Source organism: Methanosarcina hadiensis (assembly GCF_046529725.1).
In the GTDB taxonomy this organism is placed as follows: Archaea; Halobacteriota; Methanosarcinia; order Methanosarcinales; family Methanosarcinaceae; genus Methanosarcina; species Methanosarcina hadiensis.
On the sequence record NZ_CP136241.1, the window covers coordinates 560,539 to 583,092 of the forward strand.

At 41.5% G+C, this 22,554-nt stretch carries 14 protein-coding genes; 10 read left to right on the plus strand and 4 right to left on the minus strand.

The features are described from left to right. Positions 1 to 235 precede the first annotated feature (235 nt). Positions 236 to 1,414, plus strand: a complete 1,179-nt coding sequence (locus RSJ42_RS02490; RefSeq protein WP_410509152.1) for a DUF5050 domain-containing protein — start codon at positions 236 to 238, stop codon at positions 1,412 to 1,414. A 524-nt stretch (positions 1,415 to 1,938) separates the two neighbouring features. Here RSJ42_RS02490 and RSJ42_RS02495 read toward each other — a convergent pair. From RSJ42_RS02495 to RSJ42_RS02510, 4 genes are all read right to left on the minus strand, one after another. Then, positions 1,939 to 4,236, minus strand: coding sequence for a PGF-pre-PGF domain-containing protein (locus RSJ42_RS02495; RefSeq protein ID WP_410509153.1), 2,298 nt, complete (start codon positions 4,234 to 4,236; stop codon positions 1,939 to 1,941). 857 nt (positions 4,237 to 5,093) lie between these two features. Beyond that, on the minus strand, positions 5,094 to 5,741 hold the full coding sequence (locus RSJ42_RS02500; protein WP_410509154.1) for a histidinol phosphate phosphatase domain-containing protein: 648 nt from the start codon (positions 5,739 to 5,741) through the stop codon (positions 5,094 to 5,096). A 245-nt stretch (positions 5,742 to 5,986) separates the two neighbouring features. Then, positions 5,987 to 6,775 (minus strand): 23S rRNA (uridine(2552)-2'-O)-methyltransferase, encoded by a 789-nt coding sequence (locus tag RSJ42_RS02505; RefSeq protein ID WP_410509155.1) that lies wholly within the window; start codon positions 6,773 to 6,775, stop codon positions 5,987 to 5,989. Positions 6,776 to 7,478: 703 nt separating this feature from the next. Beyond that, positions 7,479 to 8,522, minus strand: a complete 1,044-nt coding sequence (locus tag RSJ42_RS02510; protein WP_410509156.1) for a Vms1/Ankzf1 family peptidyl-tRNA hydrolase — start codon at positions 8,520 to 8,522, stop codon at positions 7,479 to 7,481. Between the two features lie 510 nt (positions 8,523 to 9,032). Here RSJ42_RS02510 and coaBC point away from each other — a divergent pair. The 9 genes from coaBC to RSJ42_RS02555 all read left to right on the plus strand — a co-directional run bounded on the left by coaBC (position 9,033) and on the right by RSJ42_RS02555 (position 22,058). Then, entirely contained in the window at positions 9,033 to 10,406 is a 1,374-nt protein-coding gene (gene coaBC / locus RSJ42_RS02515; protein WP_410509157.1) for a bifunctional phosphopantothenoylcysteine decarboxylase/phosphopantothenate--cysteine ligase CoaBC, read from the plus strand. 172 nt (positions 10,407 to 10,578) lie between these two features. After that, positions 10,579 to 11,481: a pantoate kinase gene (locus RSJ42_RS02520; protein WP_410509158.1), complete on the plus strand. Its 903-nt coding sequence runs from the start codon at positions 10,579 to 10,581 to the stop codon at positions 11,479 to 11,481. A gap of 292 nt (positions 11,482 to 11,773) precedes the next feature. After that, positions 11,774 to 12,535, plus strand: coding sequence for a 4-phosphopantoate--beta-alanine ligase (locus RSJ42_RS02525; RefSeq protein WP_410509159.1), 762 nt, complete (start codon positions 11,774 to 11,776; stop codon positions 12,533 to 12,535). A 29-nt stretch (positions 12,536 to 12,564) separates the two neighbouring features. Beyond that, complete coding sequence (locus RSJ42_RS02530; RefSeq protein ID WP_410509160.1) at positions 12,565 to 13,218, plus strand: HD domain-containing protein; 654 nt, start codon at positions 12,565 to 12,567, stop codon at positions 13,216 to 13,218. A gap of 347 nt (positions 13,219 to 13,565) precedes the next feature. Then, positions 13,566 to 14,864 (plus strand): amidohydrolase family protein, encoded by a 1,299-nt coding sequence (locus RSJ42_RS02535; RefSeq protein ID WP_410509161.1) that lies wholly within the window; start codon positions 13,566 to 13,568, stop codon positions 14,862 to 14,864. Between the two features lie 194 nt (positions 14,865 to 15,058). Further along, positions 15,059 to 16,294 carry an adenosylhomocysteinase gene (locus tag RSJ42_RS02540; protein WP_410510292.1) on the plus strand — a complete coding sequence of 412 codons (1,236 nt, stop codon included), beginning with the start codon at positions 15,059 to 15,061 and terminating at the stop codon, positions 16,292 to 16,294. A 440-nt stretch (positions 16,295 to 16,734) separates the two neighbouring features. Beyond that, complete coding sequence (locus RSJ42_RS02545; protein WP_410509162.1) at positions 16,735 to 16,938, plus strand: MEDS domain-containing protein; 204 nt, start codon at positions 16,735 to 16,737, stop codon at positions 16,936 to 16,938. 222 nt (positions 16,939 to 17,160) lie between these two features. Next, entirely contained in the window at positions 17,161 to 18,405 is a 1,245-nt protein-coding gene (locus RSJ42_RS02550; RefSeq protein WP_410507168.1) for an IS110 family transposase, read from the plus strand. Beyond that, positions 18,405 to 22,058, plus strand: a complete 3,654-nt coding sequence (locus RSJ42_RS02555; RefSeq protein ID WP_410509163.1) for a PAS domain S-box protein — start codon at positions 18,405 to 18,407, stop codon at positions 22,056 to 22,058. Before RSJ42_RS02550 ends, RSJ42_RS02555 begins: the two co-directional genes overlap by 1 nt. The last annotated feature ends 496 nt before the right edge of the window (positions 22,059 to 22,554 follow it).

Here is a 22,554-nt window from a genome sequence, read left to right on the forward strand (position 1 = left end):
AGTATTTGGCGAATTATAAATTAGAGAATTTGTGCGAAGCTTGAAAGGAGACTTTACATCTGATATTAAATTTTTGGTCTGAATACCTTTGTCTTAATCAGTTTCGCTGGTATACTATTATTGCCGATATAAATCCATTTTTCGTTACAAATTTTATAAATTTAGAGTATAAATAAAATAATTTAAATTAGTTGTAAAGTTTTAGCATTAAATTACAAAATAATAAAGAGGTACTATGAAAACTAATGAAACCTCATATTCAATATTGCTGACATTAACAGTATTGATATTATTTTTAATTCTTGTATCATCTACGGCATCAGCAGCTGCCGGACAAAGTGTTTCACCTGAACTCAATGAAACTAAGCTCACTACCAGCGGATCAGCGGGTTTTCCTGATATCTACGGCGACAGGATAGTGTATATGGATTGGCGCAATAAAGCCCAGCTCTCTGATATCTATATGTACGATCTTTCTACAGGAAAGGAAATTAAGATTACCACCAGCGAATTAGCACTCAATCCCAAAATCTATGGTGACAGGGTAGTGTATTGTAATATGAGTGGTGAAATGAGTGGTATTTACCTGTATAATCTCTCCACTAATAATGAAACTCGAGTTTCTACTAGCGGAATGGGAATATACACCTCTATCTATGGAGATAGGATAGTCTATTTGAATGAGCTAGCTGGAAATGATATCTACACCTATGATCTTTCTACAAAAAAGGAAACCCGAATAACTACCAGTGGGTCAGCAGCAATTCCTTCCATTTACGGTGATAAAATAGTATACCACGATTGGCGCAATGGCTTCCTCAAATTCTCTGATATCTACATGTACAACCTCTCCACCCAGAATGAAACACGGATCACCACCAGCGGATCAGCATTACTTCCTGCTATCTACGATGACAGGATAGTATATTATGACAAGCGTGATGGAAAGTGTGATATTTACCTGTATAATCTCTCTACAAAAAAAGAAACTAAGATTACCAACAATGAGACTGCAAATGGAACTCATGACCTGTATGGTACTCTTGCCATGTATGGTGACAGGATAATATGGCTGGAGCGGTCATCAGTTAAGGATTTGCAGCCCGGTGAAGACCTGTATTTTAATATCTATATTTACGATCTCCCGATTTCCAGTGGAATCCGGATATCCACCGGTAGAGGTCTTATTTATTATCTTGATATCTACGATAACAGGATAGTATGGAGTAGCGATAATCGGACTGACATTAGCAATTCAACAGTTGATATCTATATGTGCACTATTTCAGAAGAGGATATGGGATCAAATGACAAACGGCAATCCCGGATGGAAAAAAATAAAAGTATGCCTGGGTTTGACATTGTTGGTGGTATTACCTGTTTCTTTGGAGTATTCATGTACAGGAGAAGATAGAGATAAAGTAAATTATAGGCAGGTAGCGAGATTGTTAAGTCTATCAAAAAAGGCTTTAATTTTGAGAACCAGGTAAAAAACAGAAAACAACTTCTCATCTTACTACTACTATCGCGTCAACGATTAAATGTCTCATATAATTGTCTACAGCTATTCAGAATCATTCGATCCTTTAGGATTGATGCGTCGCTACCTATTTTATCTGCATATTATCTTAAACAGAGAATAGAAGGCAAAGTTCATTATTGGAAAAGACGTTGTATAATGATACCCCTTTTTCAGGTTCACAAACATTTACTATTCGCCTGCATGTTTCCAATTATTGTAATAATCCATTGCAGTTTCAGTTGCTGCTTCAAGGATTATTTCGGAGAGCTGGTGTGAGATTCAGGTATATCGGCTAAAAAAGAGCCCGAAAAAATAGGAAACAGGAATACACGAGAAAAAGAAGCTAAGAAAAAGGAAGGAGAGATGAGGGATTATTCCCCTCTTTGTTTTTCATACGGATCTGTTATTCCGCATTTTTACTTCCTTCTATACAGAAACACTGCAAGCAGACCGGCTAACCCATAAATCACCGCAAACCCAGGTGCGCTTACACTTTCCTGCGGAACGGTTCCGGATTCAGCTTCAAGCCCTTCGGCTTCATCGCCAGTCTGGTCGGCTGCTCTAGCTTGTGATCCAAGGTTTTCTCCAGTTTCAGCTCCATCAGTACTTTTTGCCTTCCCTGTAATAGCAAATGAAGAAAATCCCGGAGTTTCAGCAGTGAAATACAGGAACTTGTCATCCTCTTCGGAGAGTATCACTGGCAGCTGCTCCCATTTTTTATCTCTGTATGTATTCAGGGTAATGGAGTCCTGATCTATACTTTTCTCCTGTACCCAGGACTTTTCAACCCTGAAGCAGACTTCAGAGTTTTCAATATTCTTTGGAGTTGCATATCCACTGTTGCCTACCCAGACATTAAAAGACTTATAGACTTCTCCTTCAGGCAGTTCGGAAACAAGTGCAGACTTGTCCTTTAATTCCTCGGCAATGGTTGTGGTCTTGCCTGCCGTCTTTTTTGCGTCAAAGCTCGCGTAAACAACACAGGTTGCATTCTTCGTAAAATCAAATTTTGTCTCTTTTCCGTTTGTAATAAAGACCTGGCAAAGCTCCTTCACCTCAATATTTTTCGCAGGTTCCGGAGAACCTCCTCCGCCGCCGCTGCTGTGGCTTCTGGAATTGTCATCGTCGCCTGGGTCGCCTTTCATCACATTTATTGTAGTGATGCTATAGGAGAAACCGTATTCATTAGTTATTGAAAGGTTGACAAAATATGTTCCGGGATCTTTATATACATGAACAGGATTCGGGTCACTTGAGTCGATTTTTCCGTCGTTCTCAAAGTCCCATGCCCTTGATACCGCATTCCGGGATGAGTCATAAAACTGCACCGCCAGGGGAGCGTAACCCTCAGTAACATTGCTGCTGAAGCCTGCAATGGGAACTCCGGGAACCACAACATCAGAACCCGTAACGACTATGTAATTTGTTTTTACCACTGTACTGTTACCTGCACTATTTTCAACAGTCAGACTAACCTTATAACTGCCCGGATCCGTAAACGTGTGCGTTGCGTTCATTGCATGTTTTGAATTTATGCCGTCGCCAAAGTCCCAGAGCCAGGAAGCTGAAGATCCTCCAGTACCACTTGCAGTAAATAACACAACCAGAGGTGCAGTTCCGGAAGTTACGTTGGCAGTGAAATCGAAAACAGGCAATACCGGGTTGTACACGGCTGTGAGTGGTAGATAGTCGTAGTTCTTTTCAGAGATTGCATAAGCTGAATCTGCAATACCGTCTCCATTTGCATCAACAGCAATCTGAGAGAACCCGGTTCCATCCGGTTTTGCCCAGTAATTACCTCCAATATATGGTCCACCAATTATGTTTGTACCTTCTATGAGTGAACTGTTCCAGGTGTATATGTTTTCAATGTCTCCAAACTTTATATTCACTGTATTATTGAAATAATTGTTATAGGCTCCTTTGGATTCTAAATAACCGGTAACTTTAAGCCCGCAGTCTGAGCAGTACGTTATTTTATTTCCAATTAAATTTGCACCGCCAGTTTCCCCGGCTAATACCCCTACACCACAATTTGTGATTTCGTTGTTTTCGATATCATAGGACAGGCCAGAAACATGTATTCCGACATCGCAGTTGCTTATTTTGTTACCGCTAATAGGCGGTACATTTCTTTCATCATAAACATAGATTCCTGTTGTGCAATTCGAAATTTCGTTATTTGTTATTTCATTGTAATCACCACAACAGGCTACATCCACACCATATTCAGAAGTGCCACCTGAAATCCTGTTTTCAGAAATAATAACACCAGAACTTTCAGATCTAACGGCAATACTACCATTCTCGATAACATTGTTTTTTATGTAAGTAGGATTGTTAATTTGATATTCGGAATTTCTATCAGAAGCCCAAATATTTGCAATCACATCTCCGTGTATATTAAGATCGGTTAATGTTGTACCAACATTGCTTAGAATGATAGTTGCAAGAGTGCCGTTTCCTGGCTTAATAAACACGTTATTTGTTTCCGGTTTAATTGTCAGCCTTTCTTTTGAAACGTTTATGTTTTCAACATACGTTCCGGGTTTTATTATAATTACATCTCCGGCTTCTGCAGCATCTACAGCTTCCTGTATTGTAGAAATTTGTCCGCTTCCGCTGCCCACTATTATATCCCTTGCAGATACTGTAGACGGTACTCCCATCAGGAATATCAAAGTAAAAACTATAAATAGAGTTTTATACTTCACTTTATCTCCCCACACAGCCTTTATCTTTCAAAGCTAGAATAGTACATCCTGTACTACCTATATTATTCAACACATTATATTTTATTATATTATTCGACACATTATATTTTATTCGACCCACGCTATTAATTTACTTAGAATTAATATATCTGCATATCTTTAAATGTGAATTATATATATTGATTGCACATTTTATAAATAACTAGACTATCCCCCAATATATAATTCTACAAGTAAAATTTCTTCTGAATTTTGCTACTTACTGGCTTTGATTCAAAACTAGAGCAGTTAAAGCAAAAAAAGGCTATTTATCGTACTCAGATTCTACTGCAGTGGCCGAACTGTAATTAAAAGTTCTAAATCTTCTAAAATTCTGTTAAAACTTAAATATTATAGGACTTACGCACTTGAGGATTAGAATCATGATCAATAGACCTTGCAGTTAAATCGTCTATTTAGACAGTTGAAGGTTTAGAGCTGTTGTTTTTCAGTTCAACCGCGTAAGTCCTATATTATATAAAAAAAGGCTAAAAATAGTAATAGAATTACTCTGATTGGATTTACTTTTATCTTATAATATAATCTGGTTTGCAGGGGTTGCCCTGCCTCTCGCAGCAAAAGGGAAGTTTCCATCCCATGGATACGTATTTGCTGCGATATTCCTCAGTTATATTTAGGAAATCTGATAGCCATACCCTTCGGTTACTTATTTAGAAAAAAGAGAATACTTGAAAAATTTCTACTTTTGTAAAGAAATTTTTGAATTGTAATCTCTTACATTTTTTCAACCTGACAAAGACGGATCAATAGCTATTATTTCTACCTATAACGCTTTAATTTTTTTAGTCCATCACAACTCAAACTATCTCTGATACCTTCTTTTTCGACGCCTTGAACGCTTCTCTTGTCCCTGACTCAGTTAGCCCGGCTCCCATTGCTATTTTCAGAGCGGTTTCATCGGTAATCAGGTTCTCAGGTGCGTGGGTATCAGTATTAACCACAAGTGTTGCTCCGAATTCGAGGGCAAGCCTTGCTACGTGCCCGTTAGTCCTGTTATGTCCGTTCCTTGCAGTGATTTCAAGAAAAACATTATTCTCTGCCGCAGTCCGGACGTCTTCTTCTGAGATCAGGCCCGGGTGAGCCAGGATATCCACATACTCACAGGCAACTGATGCTGCATTTGTGCCTGGGGCTACAGGCTCTGAGATTGTTTCCCCGTGAACCACAACAATTTCTGCGCCGAAATCCTTTGCCTTCTTTGCAAGGGGAGCAATTTTTCTTGGAGGGACATGCGTCAGCTCGACCCCTGTCAGGACGCGGATATCCCATTCTTTCTCAAGGTATTTTGCTTTCTTTGCAGCATCAAGAAGCTGCTCAAGGTTTGTATAGTCCGCGTGGTCGGTAAGTGCAATAGCTTCGTAACCATGAATTATGGCCCGCCTGACGAGCTCACTCGGGAGCAGTTCCCCATCGCTGAAAATAGTGTGAGTGTGAAGGTCAATCAACTGGGATCACCGTGTTTTAAACTCGTTTTATTTACTTCCGGTTTTTTCATTTTGAATTGAGACGAGTTGTGCTGAATTATGCTGAGTTATACTAAATTTTGCTGAGTCATGCTAAGTTGTGGCGAACATTCTGAATTATGCAATCATTTTATTAACTAATTCTACTAACTAATTTTATTAACTGATTTTATTGACTTATTTTATAACATAACTCCCAGATAAAATTAATCCAGATTTTCGGGCTTTCAGTGGCTTTCAGACTTTTGAAGCCTTTCTTCAACGTCAGCAAAGGCAAAGTTCGGCTTTACATCCGCTATTTTGATCCGGACTTTTTCTCCTACTTCTACTTCCTTTACAAAGACTACAAAACCTTCAATAAGGACAGCTCCGTCTCCGCTGGAACCAAGCTTCTCGATATCCACGACAAATTTGTCTCCTTTCCTTAGAGGAGCTGTGAGGAACTTCTTTCCGATGACATAAATTTCCGCGCTCTGGGACCTTGAAGCCTGTGGAGAATAAGCCTTGACGCGAACAAAATTATTCTTCACTTCGTCCAGATAATCGTTGAACATATCTCCCTGGAATACCTTAACAACGAAGTTTCCTTTCGGCTTGAGGATCTTCTTTGCGCATTCAAGTGCCGAAGTTGAAAGCTCAATTGACCGTGCGTGGTCATAGGACCAGTTTCCTGACAGATTAGGGGCTGCATCACAGAGTACTACATCTGCTCCTTTTTCCCCTACAATTTTGATGATTTTCTTTATTGTAGATTCTGCATTTATGTCGCCCTGAATGGTCTCGACTCCTTCAATAGGGTCTATCCTCTGCAGGTCAACGCCAAGGACTTTCCCTCCGGAAAGCTGCTTTGCAACCTGAAGCCACCCGCCCGGAGCCGCACCCAGATCCACAACCGAGTCTCCCCGATTGATAACTTTATGTTTCTCATTAATCTGCTTGAGTTTGAAGGAAGCCCTGGACCGGTACCCTTCTTCTTTTGCCTGATGATAATAATGATCTCTTCTATCTCTTGCCATTGCTTACCTTCCCTGCACTTAAAGCTCATATAGCTTGCGCAGAAGTCTTATTTCCTTATCTTAAATGTGCCGATTAAAAGAAATAAGGAAATTTAAATCAAAGCATATAATTTTTAATTAAATATATATTTATGGATATTAAAAAACAAGGGCAACTTTCTTTAGCCTATTGATATACTTTTTAAAGAATAAAAATGTAGTTTTATAGAAAACTCTCTTTTCCTGAAAACTATTTTTAACTAATCGATAAATACAGGATGCTTCCGCCAGCTTGCCTGGCGGCCCTACCCCTAAAGCAGAAAGAAGAAATTTGAAAACTAGCAGAATGACAAAACAAACACGGAAAAAGTATTGTCTCTAGTATCGTTTAGTCATGTTTTATTTGAGTTTTTCAGGTTCTTCATTTTAAAATTATCATTTATCCAAAATTGTCATCTTTCCATTCTGTAATTTTTTAATTCGAGCATTTCTTTATCCTATGCTTCTATTTGGGACAGGCCGCTCTCCTTCGTCGAGCGTGACAAGAATGACTCGGTATAGCGAGTAATGTTGCATGGATCAGAAGATTTGCAGTTTTTCTTCTTATTAGTTCATTGAGCAAAGCTCAATTAGATAACCATAAGTTAGTCCTTTTGAGTGGGCTTGCGATTGTGTTTTCATGGGTCGGTTTCGTAATTTAATCTTCTTTTAACCTGAAAACAGTTTACAACAGGTATCTTCTGGAGCTTAAAACCGTCCTTAAAATCTCCTCGCGGCCCATTCTCTCAACCTTAATATCAGCTGGTTTTTCAATAATCTCAATGTTCAGGGGAAGGCGCTTCTCAGCTTCCCTTATAAGTGGAGTATCTCCATTCATAATAATGCAGTCAATAGGGGAGTTTTCTTCGAGAACTTTATCCAAGGTTTCAAAAACCTTGTTCATATGATGGGCAATGTCCTCTTCCCTGAGGCGCTCGAAACGGCGCTGGGAAAAACCTCCCTTGCTGTGCTTTTCCTTGACGCTGCTTCTGACAAATTCTTCCTGATCAAAAACACGGGCATCAGGAGCAAATCCTATGAAAGACTCACCTGCGTGCAGGACAAGAACGAGCAGGCGGCAGGGGGAATTCAGGTTCTCCTCAAGTGATGCGGTCTCAAAGTTATTCCGGAGATGCCAGGCAGAAGAGGTAACAGGGAAAGGAGGGATTATAGCTTCTGAAACCATGCGGTGCAGGTCGTAAAAAAAGACTATGCCTGTCTCAGTGTCTAGCCTGTCAAGAAGGGAGCGGGTCTCCTCTTCAACAAACCCAAGAGTTTTTTCAGGAAGTACATCTGAAAGGCGGGTTCCGGATGGCAGATACACGGTTAATAAGTCCTCCGAAGAAGAGCAGAAGGAATTGATTTTGGAAAGGTATGCCTGAGCAGCAGCAGGGCTAAGGTTTTCAATCCCGCGGAACTCCAGCTTTTCCTGGGATTCGTTCCGTATTGATTCAAGCTCATGAGACAGAGTTTGAGTCCGGATAAGTTCCTGGTTTAAACGGGCTTCAGCCTCCTGCCTGTCCGAAACTGCCTGCCTGGCAAGGACTTCTTTCTTTTCAAGCTGGTTTTTTGCACCCTGAAGTGCAAATTCAAGCTCAGCTACCTTTAAGGAAAGCCTGTCAATCTCAGCTTCCAGCTTTCCTTTTCCGGAGATTTTTCCTATAATGGTGCCCAGACCTTTTTTTTCGTCTGCCTTAAATTCTGTTTTTGCAGCATTTTTATCAGTCATCTGCCTCCCACCTCATTTATATTTCTCATAATCTCATTATAAGTTCACATAGCACCCATAAAAGATATCATATATCCAGAAAACTCCCTAAAGGAACATGACTGTTGAATATTATCAATACCTTATTAAATATGCGGATTATTATTAGAGGCATAAGCCAGTAGACATAGTAGACATGAGTAAAACAGTATTATGAATATAAAATAGTTATTGCGTTGTCTACAGTACTACAGTACAGGGCAGTTATTAAGTCATCGCGGATGCCTGATAATAAAAAGAAAAGCACCCATGAAACTCTAAAGCATTCATGAAATTTATCATTGAAATATACCCTGTATCGAATTTCACCATCCCTTATATTTCGAAAGTTTTAAGAATATCATATTTAATGTCACTGTGATTTCAGGATTTTTTTAATAAATGAGCTCATTAACACAATTAATCCCTATCGATTACTCCGGTGCCTGAATGAAAAAACCATTGAAAGAGCCTCAAAGTAAGAAGGATCAAATGAATCCTTGCCAGCAAAATCCAGATGCTTATGCAATTGAACCTGAATTTTCAGGTCAAAGCTCAGGTCAACACGGACCTGATGCAGTAAAAACAAAGAACTGGACGGACAGACAGTTCCCGGAACGGAATAAAACAGATAAAATTCATCCTACTCTCTGGATCCAGGGGCAGAGAAGTTCTTCTCTAGCCGGAAAAACCGTAGTTCTTGGCGTTACGGGAAGCATAGGAGCAGTAAGGGTAGTTGAACTTGCAAGGGAGCTGATCCGGAATGGGGCAGAAGTCCATGCTGTCATGACTGAGGCTGCAAAGCATATCCTGCACCCTGATGCTCTCCATTATGCTACGGGAAACCCTGTAATTACCGAACTCGGAGGCAGAGTGGAGCATGTGGAGTTCTGCGGGTTCAAAGGCAGGGCAGACCTTCTTTTAATAGCACCGACAACAGCGAATACCATAGGGAAAATCGCTTGCGGAATCGATGATACTGCAGTAACCTCTTTTGCAACAACAGCACTCGGCTCAGGCGTTCCTGTTATGATCGTCCCTGCAATGCACGAGTCCATGTACAGGCACCCCGCCGTAACTGAAAATGTGGCAAAGCTGAAAAGCTGGGGAATTGCCATAGTAGGTCCAAGGTTTGAAGAGGGCGTTGCAAAAATCGCATCAAATGAAGAAATAGTGCTCGAAGTGGAAAGGGCTCTTGGGGACCGCAGCTTTGATAACCGGAAAGTGATAATTACAGGCGGCTCAACTGCCGAAAGGCTTGACCCCATAAGAATTCTTACTAACCGGGCTTCAGGGAAGACAGGCAGGGAACTTGCTCTTGAAGCCTACCGCAAAGGTGCTGATGTAACCCTTGTTCACAGGGACAGGCTCGGGTTTGCAGGGATAAAAGAGGTCTTTGCCGAAAGCGCCGCAGAAATGACAGATTCTGTGCTTTCTGAACTGGAAAAAGGGTATGATGTCCTTATAAGTTCTGCGGCAATCGCAGATTATACAGCAGAACCTTCTCCGGAGAAAATCAAATCCGGAGGAGAACTTGTGCTGAGACTGAAACCCACCAGGAAATTGATAAAGGAATGCAGGGAAAAGCACCCTGAACTTGTGATAATAGGTTTTAAAGCCGAAACAGGCACAGGTCGGGAAGAACTCCTTAAAAGGGCAGCTGCAACCCTTGAAGGGTCAAAACTTGATATGATTGCAGCAAACGATGTAGGAAAAAGCGGAATGGGTACCGAAGAAAATGAACTTTACCTGCTTGTTAGGGGAAAAGCCGAACCCGGATACATAAGCGGGAACAAACGTAAACTTGCAGCCAGTATCCTTGAGGAGGTAGCCGGGATTTTAAACTCACGACAGGTTCTCTGGTAACCTGGTCGCCCTCTGGAAATTAAAAAACCAACTAAATGCAGAGCCTGTAGTGCATACAATCTGTATCGGTAATTCAGCAAACAGGCCTGCGCAGTATTAAACTACAAAACAAAAATTCTATAAACAAAACTTGCTTTGAAAAATAGCTTAACCGATTAAAAAGGCGTTTTCTATGTATACATACGAAAGTGAAGGGGCAGACTTTCTCGCAAAAGCATATGCTCCAGGGCATATCACAGGTTTTTTTCAGATCCATGAGCATAATGACCCTCACCAGAAAGGATCAACCGGCTGCGGAATTGTTCTTAACGGAGGAGTTACGACAGAGGTGAAGGTCGGGGAATCCGTGGAAAATACCGAGATTTTCCTCAATGGAAAAAAAGTTGAAGGCAAAACCACCCGTACGGTGCTGGATATGATAACCGATGAGCCTGTAAGGGTAAAGAGCTGGGCGGAAATCCCTGTAGGATGCGGATTCGGAGCGTCCGGGGCAGGAGCACTCGGGGCTGCTTATGCTCTTAACAGGGCACTTTCCTTAAACCAGACGGTAAATAATCTGACCGAGTACGCTCATGTAGCTGAAGTTATTAACCGCAGCGGGCTTGGAGATATCGCTGCCCAATCCAGTGGAGGAGTTGTAATCAGGCTTCGTCCCGGAGGACCTCAGTTCGGAAGCATAGACAGAATTCCTGCCCCGGAAGCAAGGGTTTTCTGTATAGTACTCGGGGAGATTTCTACAGGTTCTGTCCTTGCAGATGAGGTTGCAGCAGGAAAAATTAATGCCGCAGGAAAAGCTGCAATGCTCGAGCTGCTTAAAAGACCTACTCTGGAAAATTTTATGCGTCAGGCAAAAGACTTTGCCAGCAGGACAGGTCTTCTGAGCAGTACGGCACAGGACGTCATAGAGGCTGCACATGCAAGCGGAGGCCTGGCTTCTCAGGCAATGCTTGGAGATACGGTTTTTGCCATTGCTCCCTACAGCCAGGAATTTCCTCTTTACGAAGCACTTCAGGAATTCGGCCAGGTTCTGGAATACGGAATCAGTACATGTGTACCGAGATTACTATATGATTAATCCCAATTTGAGATCTTTATTGTGGCTTATTGTGGCCTGTGATAAATTGAAAAGCCAATTTACATAAACAGCAAGCCTTCACAAAGGAATGAAATAAAAGGCGTATGATAATGCATATTAAATTGGAAGGGGCGAGAAAAGGCTTTTTTCAATAGAAAACACCTATAACTTAAATAATATTGAAATAAAAAAGTACTGAAATGCATAAATTGCCCGCATATCAGGGTAGAGACTTTAAAATTTCAAATAAAAGAAAAAACGTAAATTAACAAGCTAAAGGTAAGCGACCTATATGACAGATATACCGCAAGACCACCCGAGGTACGAATCCCTGCTCGCCCGTGAAAAAGTTGCAGCAGGGGTAAAAATGGGAATTACAAGTATCCAGGGACTTATTGCCCAGGGAAGGGGAGAGAGCTTTGATTACCTTATAGGCGAGCGAAGCACCGAATCTGCCCTGTACGCAGAGAGAGCTGCAGTTGCTGCACTTCTTCTTGCTGAAAACCCGGTTATTTCAGTAAATGGTAATGTCGCAGCCCTGGCTCCCGATAAGGTTGTTTCCCTTGCAGGCGTCACTGGAGCCAAAATTGAAGTAAATCTCTTCCACAGGACTGACACCCGGGTGCACCTTATAATAGAACATTTGAAGGCACATGGGGCTTCCGAAGTGCTCGGGAAGAACCCGGACGCAAGCCTTGAACTCTCTCATGACAGGAGGCTTGTGAGCAGTAAAGGGATTTATACTGCAGATGTTGTGCTTGTTCCCCTTGAGGATGGGGACCGCTGTGAGAAACTTGTAGAGATGGGGAAAACTGTCATAACAATCGACCTGAACCCTATGTCACGGACATCAAGGACGGCTACAATATCAATAGTTGATAATGTTACTCGAGCCCTTGAAAATATGGCAAAGTTCTCTCGGGAAATGAAAAAGGAAAGAAAAGAAGAACTTGTCAAGCTGATAACTACCTACGATAATAAAATGACTCTTTCAGAAGCGATTTCTGAGATTCAGGAACATCTTAAGACAATGGTCGCAGAAGTCGAATACTGAACTGCAACTTACCTGAAAGCAGGATATTTATGGACCTTATAGAAAAAACGAGGGAATTTGCGGCTACTTTTCACGAAGGGGAGCCCAGTTCCCACGATATGTCTCACATAAACCGTGTGGAAGCCCTCTGTATGGAGATCCAGAAAGAAGAAGGAGGAGATCTTCTTATTCTCAGGCTTGCAGCCCTTTTGCACGATACGGGGGTTATTAAAGAGCATGAAGAGGGAGGAGACCATGCTCTCTACAGTGCAGAGATAGCCTCCGAGTTCCTGGGCAAAGCAGGCCTTGAGGAAAAAACTATTGAAGCTGTAACATACTGCATCCGGACTCACAGGTTCAGCGGTGGAAAAAGCCCGGAAACAATGGAAGCCAGGATACTTCAGGACGCTGACAGGCTTGATGCCCTTGGAGCAATTGGAATTTTCAGGTCTATCCTGTCGATGGGAGCGCTCAGGATGCTGAAGCATATAACCGGGCTTGATAAAGGGAGCTCAAAAGGGACTGTCTATATAGAAGATCCTGTTGAAGGTTTTAATGAATACATGAGCTACAAGCCTTTTACAATCCCTGGGAAACTTAATACAGACGCGGCAAAAAGGATTGCAGGGGAAAGGCTGAAAATAATGCACCTCTACCTTGAGGCTCTGAACCTTGAAGCTGAAATCGAAAATCAGAGACCCTGAAAATATAATTAGTTTTTAAACCCGGGGTGGCGCTGGAGTAAAAGTTTCATGTACGGATCCTCTGTACTTTAAACAGGGGCTTTTTTCAGAAAAAATGAATAATTTGCTTTTTATAGGCTTTATATACTTTTTCTAATCAAGAGTCAGGCAAAAATGTTTTATAAAGACGCTGCACTTTATAATAAAGATTCCGGGTTTTATAATAATCACAGGAGAATTTTCAGGACAACTTTTTTTAGGATAATCTCGTAAACTCGTCTTCATCATCAAACAGGCAGTTCAATAAGATATAGTTCAAAAAAGTGCATCCGGAAAAGTTGCAGTTCAAACCTTAAGGATACGATCATATGGCTGATATAATAATAAAAAATGCTTATGTTTTAACAATGGATCCTGACGCGGGAGACCTGAAGAACGGGACCGTTGTTATTGAAGACGGAAAAATAACGGAAATCGGAGAGAAAACAAAAGAAAGCGCCGAAACCGTAATTGATGCAAAAGGCTCGGTAGTAATGCCAGGGCTTGTAAATACGCATACTCATGCAGCAATGACCCTTTTCCGGGGTTACGCCGATGACCTTCAGCTTGCCGAGTGGCTTGAAAAACATATCTGGCCAGCCGAAGCCCAGCTTACGGCAGAAGACGTCTACAAAGGAAGCCTGCTTGCATGCCTTGAAATGATCAGGTCAGGGACCACTTCTTTTGCAGACATGTATTTCTTTATGGACGAAACTGCAAAAGCTGTTGAGGCATCAGGGCTCAGGGCATCGCTTTCTCACGGCCTCATTGAACTCTGGAACAAGGAAAAAGGGGAAACTGACCTTAAAGAAGGAAAGCGTTTTGTCAGAGCCTGGCAGGGAGCAGCAGGCGGCAGGATAAAAACCATGTACGGGCCCCATGCCCCGAATACATGCTCGGATGAATTTCTTGCAAAAGTAAAAGAAGAAGCCAGAAAAGACGGCGCAGGACTCCATATCCATGTCCTGGAGACAGAAGCCGAGCTGCTGGCAATGAAAGAAAGGTACGGGAAATGTTCGGTGCACATGCTTGATGATATAGGGTTTTTCGGGCCCGATGTACTTGCTGCCCATTGTGTATGGCTTTCTGACGGGGATATAGAAATCCTAAGGAAAAGAGGGGTAAATGTATCCCATAACCCCATAAGCAACATGAAACTCGCATCCGGGACTGCCCCAATTTATAAGATGCTGGAAAGAGGAGTAAATGTCAGCCTGGGCACTGACGGCTGCGCCTCAAACAATAACCTTGACCTGTTTGAAGAAATGAAGACTGCTGCCCTTCTGCACAAACTGAACACAGGAAATCCGACTGCCCTTCCTGCCCGCCAGGTACTGAAGATGGCAACCGTTAACGGGGCAAAAGCCCTTGGAACAGAGACAGGCATGTTAAAGGTGGGAATGAAGGCGGACCTGATCATAGTTGACATGAAGAAACCCCATCTCACCCCCTGCTTCGATGTTCCTTCCCAGCTTGTATACTCTGCAGGAGGAAGCGACATAAGGACTACAATAGTTGACGGAAAAGTCCTTATGGACGACTACAGGGTTCTGGTAATGGATGAGCAGAAAGTCATCGAGGAAGCTCAAAAGGCTGCAGAAGAGCTTGTAAGCAGGGCAAAGGCCTGAAAACCATTGTCCTGACGCTATTAAGCTACAATATTTTAAATCATACTGGCAGGATATACAGGAAAAATAGATACTCTAAACCTAACGGGTACGGATTTATTTTATTTAACCCGTATATTAGACAGTAATTTTACAGATTCTAAATAATCCAGCTTGAAAATTCAACTGCCTATTGAAGAAATGACGTGATCACCATGATAGGAAAAGAACTCATAGAATCCGGAAACATGAAAATGGAATGGGCAAGAAACCATATGCCTGTGCTTGCGATAATCAGAGAAAAATTCGAGAAAGAAAAACCCCTGAAAGGGCTTAAAGTAGGAATGGCACTGCATGTGGAAGCAAAAACAGCAGTCCTGGTCGAGACTCTGGCTGCAGGCGGCGCACAGGTGGCAATTTCAGGCTGCAACCCCCTGAGCACACAGGATGATGTGGCAGCTGCTCTTGACACCCGGGAAAATATAAGCTGTTTTGCAAAATACGGTTGCTGCACGAGCGAATACTACGAAGCAATCGACAGAGTCCTTGACATTGAGCCTGACATTACAATCGACGATGGGGCAGACCTGATTTTCAAGCTCCACAAAGAAAGACCGGAGATGCTCCCGAAAATTCTCGGAGGCTGTGAAGAGACCACCACAGGTGTGCACAGGCTTCACGCTATGGAAAAAGACGGTGCACTCAAAATGCCGGTAATAGCAGTAAACGATGCCATGACCAAGTACCTTTTTGACAACCGCTACGGGACAGGCCAGTCAGCATGGGACGGAATAAACCGTACCACAAACCTCCTTGTTGCAGGCAAAAACGTTGTTGTTGCAGGCTATGGCTGGTGCGGACGCGGAGTTGCAATGCGGGCTGCAGGTCTTGGAGCAAGCGTAATCGTTACCGAAGTAGATCCCATAAGAGCCCTTGAGGCAAGAATGGACGGGTACAGGGTCATGAAAATGTCAGAGGCTGCAAAAATCGGAGACCTCTTTGTAACTGCAACAGGAAACCGCGACATCCTTACAGCCGACCACTTTAAGGTGATGAAGGACGGGGCAATTTTAGCAAACTCAGGCCACTTCAATGTGGAAATCGACATGGAAGCCCTTGAATCTCTTGCAAAATCCACCAGGACTGCTAGGCACAATATCAAGGAATACGATATTGGCGGCAGGCGCATTAATGTGATAGCAGAAGGGAGGCTTGTAAACCTGGCTGCAGGAGACGGGCATCCTGCCGAGGTTATGGATATGAGTTTTGCAAACCAGGCTCTCTGTGTCCGTTATATTGCAGAGAATAAGCTTTCGAACGGAGTTCACGGAGTCCCGAGGGAACTTGATACCTATGTGGCAAAACTGAAGCTTGAGTCTATGGGAATAAGCACAGACGAACTCACTTCCAAACAGGAATGCTACATGAGCGGCTGGGAGTGCGGGACGTAATTTGGAAAAAAGCCACAGAGGATGATTTCAAGCTTTGAACTGCTGATTCACCGGTGCAATGAATGAAGGCAGCTCTCCATGTTCAGAAATGCGTACATTCATTGCATTTATTTTACTACCATAAGAAATATAATCAGGTTTTCACGAGTTATAGATATTTATTTTCGCATTTGTTTATATTCATATATTTTATTTGTGTATCTATTTTATTTTTTTAAGCTAATAAATTATATATAACCATGCTGAGTTTTTATATCTTTAATATCTTATGAATAGAACTTATATTGCCTTCAGCATGAATCTTTAGAATTGAAGGGAATTAAAACGGGGACAGCTCCTTTATAACCTTTTTTGAATGGGAATGAAAATTGCCTGAAAAATAATAAACTGGTAGAAAATGGATAAAATAATTTTTGACAACCGGATGAAAGGGGTACGGAATGGATGAAAAACTAAGGGTTTCTGGCGTTAAGGCTATCGGCAATGTTGCCTGGGGCACACATTTCTGCCAGTTCTACCAGACACAGGAAGAGTTAATGGATATAATCTTTCCTTATTTGAAAGCCGGGCTTGAAAATAACGAAATCTGCATATGGGCTTTGCCGCGAGTTTTTGAAACAAAAAACGCACATGAAATTCTTTGAATAACATGCCCAAAGAATGAAAGTCCTTCTCAATTACCTTTTTTGTTTACTTACTCCATCATTACCTTTGGACAGGCAGGTTGTTTTCTCTTTGGTTCTCCGAAGCCGTCAAAAAACTAACCAATGAATTGCCATCGAAGGCCCAGATGTGACTTTGATCACGGATGCCAAATTGCCTTTGAGGCAATCCTACTGTCCATGGAAATGATGGAGTAATGTAAATTGGACGGAGAAATAAACAAATCTTGTGGTTTAGACATTCACAAACGTTTTGTTATTGCTACTATCCTCAGCAGATCAGGTGAAAAACAGCAACAGCGTTTTGCCAGAGATAATGATGGGATTTTAAACCTTAAAAATTGGGTAACATTAGAAAAATGTGATGTTGTTGCCTGTGAATCAACAAGTGACTTCTGGGTTCCGATTTATGAGGCATTGATAGATCATTTGCCTGTTATAGTTGGGAATGCTCGAGATATGAAGGCATTTACACATAAAAAAACGGACAAAATAGATTCGGAAGTAATTGCACAACTTGCATTGAACAAAATGGTTCAACCATCAAGAGTTTTTCCTAAAAAGCATAGAGAATTCAGGTCATACGTTAGGCTTCGCTTAACTCTTGTAAGAAAAAGAACAGATATAAAAAATGAAGCTCATGCTGTTCTCTCTTCCGAAATGTTACATATGGGTGATGTGCTGACTGATATTTTTGGAAAAAATGGTAGAGCAATTCTAGATGGAATCTCTTCAGGAAAAAATGTTGACCTGATTATAGAATCTCTTTCTCCAAATGTAAGGAAAAAAAGTGTTCAGATAAGAGAAATTCTGGACAGAGAAATATCCCAGAGTGCTTCAATCAGACTTCAGATATGTCTGGACCTTATAAAACATTTAGATGATGAAATTAAAGTTCTGGAAAGGGAAATTTTCAATTATGCTTATCAAAAACATAAAAGGGAAATGGAAATTTTAATGTCAGTTCCGGGAATTGGAGAGCTTGGTGCGGCAACTCTGATTGCTGAAATAGAAAAATTTAGCGATTTTCCATCGGGAGATAAACTTGCTTCATGGCTTGGCCTGGTTCCAAATGTGTATCAATCTGCGGATAAATACCACAACGGAAGAATCACTAAGAGAGGATCTAAAGTAGCAAGGTGGATTCTGACTCAGATTGCTCAGGCAGCAGCAAGAAAGAAAAATAGCAAGTTAAAAGAGTTTTTCAACAGAAAAAAGAAATCAATTGGACATGCAAAGGCGATTATTGCCCTGGCAAGGAAAATTGCAACGATAATATGGCATCTGATTACAAAGGATGAGATGTACGAAGATGAAACAGGATACGAAAAAGGAGAAATTCAAAAGAGGAAGATTGTGGAAACTGAGAGATTCTCAGTTGATGAACGGATAACAATAATTAGTGGAATTATTGCAATTATGGGAAAAAAGGAAGGAGAGAGTACGTGATGGATTTCTCATCACGGACTTTCATGCCAAAAGAAGCAATAGAGTATCTGAGAAATACTATTCCTGAACTTGATATTTATCTGGAAAAAGGGCAAATTGAAATAATTCTTTATAAAGATTGGCATTCAGGAGCAGAAAGCCCTGATCCCGAAAAAACAATAAAAAACTGGGTTGGAAAAGCCGATTATGCCCTGGCTAATGGATACGATGGTCTGAGGCTGGTTCAGGACACTTCATGGCTGAAAAATGACTGGAAGAGCCTCATCGGTTATGAAGAAAAACTGGACCTTGCCATTGAAAACCGCCGCATAATAGCTCTGTGTACTTATCCCTCCGGAAAGTTTGACACAGGTGAGACTATACATGCTGCCTTGAATCATCAATTCGTTCTGGTTAAAAAGGAAGGAAATTGGGAAAAGGTTGAGAACCCCAGGCTTAAAAAGACGGAAAAGAGAACTAACCAGTTCTCAAGAGAAGCAGAAACTGAGTTAAAGGAAAAAAACGAGGGTCTGGAGAAATTACTTGAAGAAAAGACAGTAGAGCTTGAAAAAACTTCCGAATCATTAAAAGAAAGTGAAAAATGCCTTTCCCAAACCCAGAAAATAGCTCATATCGGGAACTGGAATTGGAACATTGTAACCGGAGAACTTTACTGGTCTGATGAAGTTTATCGTATTTTCGGACGTAACCCTGAAAGATTCAGGGCAACTTATGACACCTTTTTGAGTTCCATACATCCTGATGATCTGGAATTCCTGGTTAATGCCATTAAAAAAGGTTTCAATGGAGAGCTCCAGAATATTGATTATCGGATTATTCTTCCTGATGGAGAAGAACGCGCAGTTCATACTCAGGCAGAAATTATTTTTAATGAAGAAAACCGCCCTGTTCGAGCCGAAGGGATAGTTCAGGATATTACGGAAAGTAAAAGAACAGAAAAAGTTCTGCAAGAACGAGAAGAGCAGTACAGGGCTTTCTTCGAGAACAGCATGGATGCCGTTCTTCTCGCATCACCTGACGGAACTATCGATGCAGCCAATAAAGCCGCCTGTGAAACATTCGGAATGACCGAAGAAGAGATAATCAGGGCTGGAAGAAATGATATATTGGACCAATCCGATCCAAGGCTCAAACCTTCTCTGGAAGAGAGAGACAGGACAGGCAGGTTTAAAGGGGAAATCAATCACAAACGGAAAGATGGTACGATTTTTCCAGGGGAAGTGTCTACCTCTCTCTTCAGAGACAAAAACGGCCTTACGAAAATAGCTATTATTATCAGGGATATTACCGAACGCAAGCGAATAGAGGAAGCCCTCCGGAAAAGTGAAGAACATTACAGAATGCTCTTTACAAATATGACCGAGGGTTTCTTCCTTGGAGAAATTATCTGTGATAGGGATGGTAAACCTTACGACTATCGCTTCCTTGAAATAAACCCTGCTTTTGAACTCCATACAGGTGTAATGGGAGAACAGGTCCTGGGCAGGTCTCATCTGGAAGTATTTCACAAAGCGGATCCCAATGTCATCGAAAAGTACGGACTGGCGGCTCTTTCAGGTAAACCAGCCCATCTGGAATTCTTTACACATTTAACTGACAGGTACCTCGATATTTATGTTTTCAGCCCTGAGAAGGGAAAGTTCGCAGCGGTCTTTAGAGATATTACCGAGAGAAAGAAGATAGAAGAGAAAACTCGCCAGCGAGCCGAAGAGATAGAAACAGTGATGGAAGTGGCACCTGTTGCCATATGGATAAGCCATGACCCGCAGTGCCATAATATTACCGGAAACCGGATGGCAAATGAATTCTACGAGGCTCAATCAGGAGAAAATGTCTCGGCGAGTTCCACACCTTTATGGCGTTTCTTCCAGAAGGGTTGTGAGTTAACCGCAGAAGAACTGCCTATGCAAAAAGCTGCTTTTAAAGATATTGCTGTGCACAACGAAGAGATAGATGTGCTGCTGCAGAGTGGAGAAAGGAAAACTCTTCTGGGATCAGCCAGCCCGCTACACGATGCAGACGGCAATGTGCGCGGCAGTGTTGCAGCCTCTATAGATATTACGCAGAGAAAAAAAGCAGAAACCGAACTGAAAGAAACCCTTGACAATTTAGAAAACCTGGTTAAAGGACGCACAGAAGAACTTGAGCAGGCTTACAGTTTCCTGAAGGAAAGCGAAACAAAACTTGCTGAAGCTCAGAAAATGGCTCATATTGGGAACTGGGATTGGGATCTTGTAACTAACAAAATTTACGCATCTGATGAAATGTGTCGAATTTTCGGACTTGACCCCCAGGAGTTCGATGCAAGCTACGAGGCTTTTTTAAATCACGTGCATCCGGCAGATCAAGACGATATAAATGCAGCCTATAAGGCTGTATTAAACGGAAAAGAACTCGTTGGTATGGATTATAGAATGGTCTCAGCTGATGGGCAGGAGCGCGTGGTCCATGGACAGGGTGAGGTTACTTATAACAGAGAAAATATTCAGGTTCGAATTAGAGGGACAGTCCAGGATATTACTGAACGGAAAAGAACGGAAAGAGCGCTTGAGTTAAGCGAAGAAAGATATCGCATAATAGCTGAACAGACAGGGCAGCTTGTATACGATTACAATGTTGAGGAAGACATTGCTAACTGGGCAGGCAATATAGAAGAAATTACAGGATATACTCCAGATAAGTTCAGGAATATGAACCTCCAGTTTTTGCTGTCCTGTATTCATCCTGAAGACGAGAAAATGTTCCTGGAAAGATATGAAAGATTTATGAATTATGGAGGCACTTACAGGTCAGAGTACCGCTTTAAAAAAGATAGTGGGGAGTATATTTATGTAGAAGATCAGGGAGTCTGCCTCAAAGATGAAAACGGTAGGGTAAAAAGAATTCTCGGTGCAGTTAAGGATATTACTGAAAGAAAAAAGGCAGAAAAGGCTCTTGCAAATATAGAGACCGCACGCAAAAGGGAAATCCATCACCGCATTAAAAATAATCTTCAGGTAATCTCGTCCTTGCTTGACCTTCAGGCTGAAAAATTAAGAAACAAAAAACATGCTGAAGATCCTGAAGTTCTCACAGCCTTCAGGGAAAGCCAGGATAGAGTAATGTCCATCGCTTTGATCCATGAAGAACTGCATGAGAGTAAAGGAACAGATAAACTGGACTTTTCTCCTTACCTTAAGAAGCTTGTCAAGAACCTTTTCCAGACATATAGTGTTGGTAATGCAGATCTCTGCCTGGATATGGATCTTGAAGATAATATTTTCTTTGATATTGATGTTGCAGTTCCTCTGGGACTGATAGTCAATGAAATTGTTTCAAACTCCCTCAAGTACGCATTCCTTGATAGAGACAGAGGAACGATCCGGATTAAACTCTGCAGGGAACAAAATGAGGAACTGGAATATAAAAAATGTAAAAACAGGAAAGAATACAGTAAAAGCAATGCCAGAAAAGAATACAGTAAAAGCAATGCCACTAATTTTGTTTTAACGGTATCGGATAATGGCTCAGGATTGCCTGAGGAGTTTAATGTCGAAGATTCCAATACTCTTGGCCTTCAACTGGTACTTATCCTCGTAGACCAGCTGGACGGAAAACTTGATTTAAACAGAGATTCCGGAACTGAATTTACCATAAGGTTCCCTGAAATATAAAGAGAATATTGCGAATAAATACTGACATACTCACTTCCAGGCAGGAATGCTACACGAGCCGCAGGGAGTACGGGACGTAATTTAAAAAGAAGCAAAAGAGGCGGCTTAACCAGATTTAAATTCCTGTATACATTTAAACTCCTGTATAATCAGTGCTGTAAATATGACTATTTTCCATTTATGGAAACTTGAGAAGATTTAGCCGCTAAAATTGCAAAATAAGATAAAGAAATAATTAGTTACTAATACCTGTAATAGCATTTTTTAGGCTGTCAGTTCTGATAAGCAGAACACCTGAGATTATAATTTATATAGGGAGAACTTCGCAATTTTGCTTTCTTTTCAGATATTTAAACAGCAAATAAAATTACCTTATTTTTAAGACGCTATAATTTCTTTTACTTAATGGGGAATTTACATAAAACCTTAAAGGATAAAGGGGTTCAAAATCAGCCGGGCCAAATTGTAAGATATAATTTTTGATAGGGATAGAGCT

Coding starts and splice junctions, on each gene's coding strand:
- RSJ42_RS02490 (WP_410509152.1), top strand. CDS start 236: ATGAAAACTAATGAAACCTCATATTCAATATTGCTGACATTAACAGTA.
- RSJ42_RS02505 (WP_410509155.1), bottom strand. CDS start 6,775: ATGGCAAGAGATAGAAGAGATCATTATTATCATCAGGCAAAAGAAGAA.
- RSJ42_RS02510 (WP_410509156.1), bottom strand. CDS start 8,522: ATGACTGATAAAAATGCTGCAAAAACAGAATTTAAGGCAGACGAAAAA.
- coaBC (WP_410509157.1), top strand. CDS start 9,033: ATGAATCCTTGCCAGCAAAATCCAGATGCTTATGCAATTGAACCTGAA.
- RSJ42_RS02520 (WP_410509158.1), top strand. CDS start 10,579: ATGTATACATACGAAAGTGAAGGGGCAGACTTTCTCGCAAAAGCATAT.
- RSJ42_RS02525 (WP_410509159.1), top strand. CDS start 11,774: ATGACAGATATACCGCAAGACCACCCGAGGTACGAATCCCTGCTCGCC.
- RSJ42_RS02530 (WP_410509160.1), top strand. CDS start 12,565: ATGGACCTTATAGAAAAAACGAGGGAATTTGCGGCTACTTTTCACGAA.
- RSJ42_RS02535 (WP_410509161.1), top strand. CDS start 13,566: ATGGCTGATATAATAATAAAAAATGCTTATGTTTTAACAATGGATCCT.
- RSJ42_RS02540 (WP_410510292.1), top strand. CDS start 15,059: ATGATAGGAAAAGAACTCATAGAATCCGGAAACATGAAAATGGAATGG.
- RSJ42_RS02545 (WP_410509162.1), top strand. CDS start 16,735: ATGGATGAAAAACTAAGGGTTTCTGGCGTTAAGGCTATCGGCAATGTT.
- RSJ42_RS02555 (WP_410509163.1), top strand. CDS start 18,405: ATGGATTTCTCATCACGGACTTTCATGCCAAAAGAAGCAATAGAGTAT.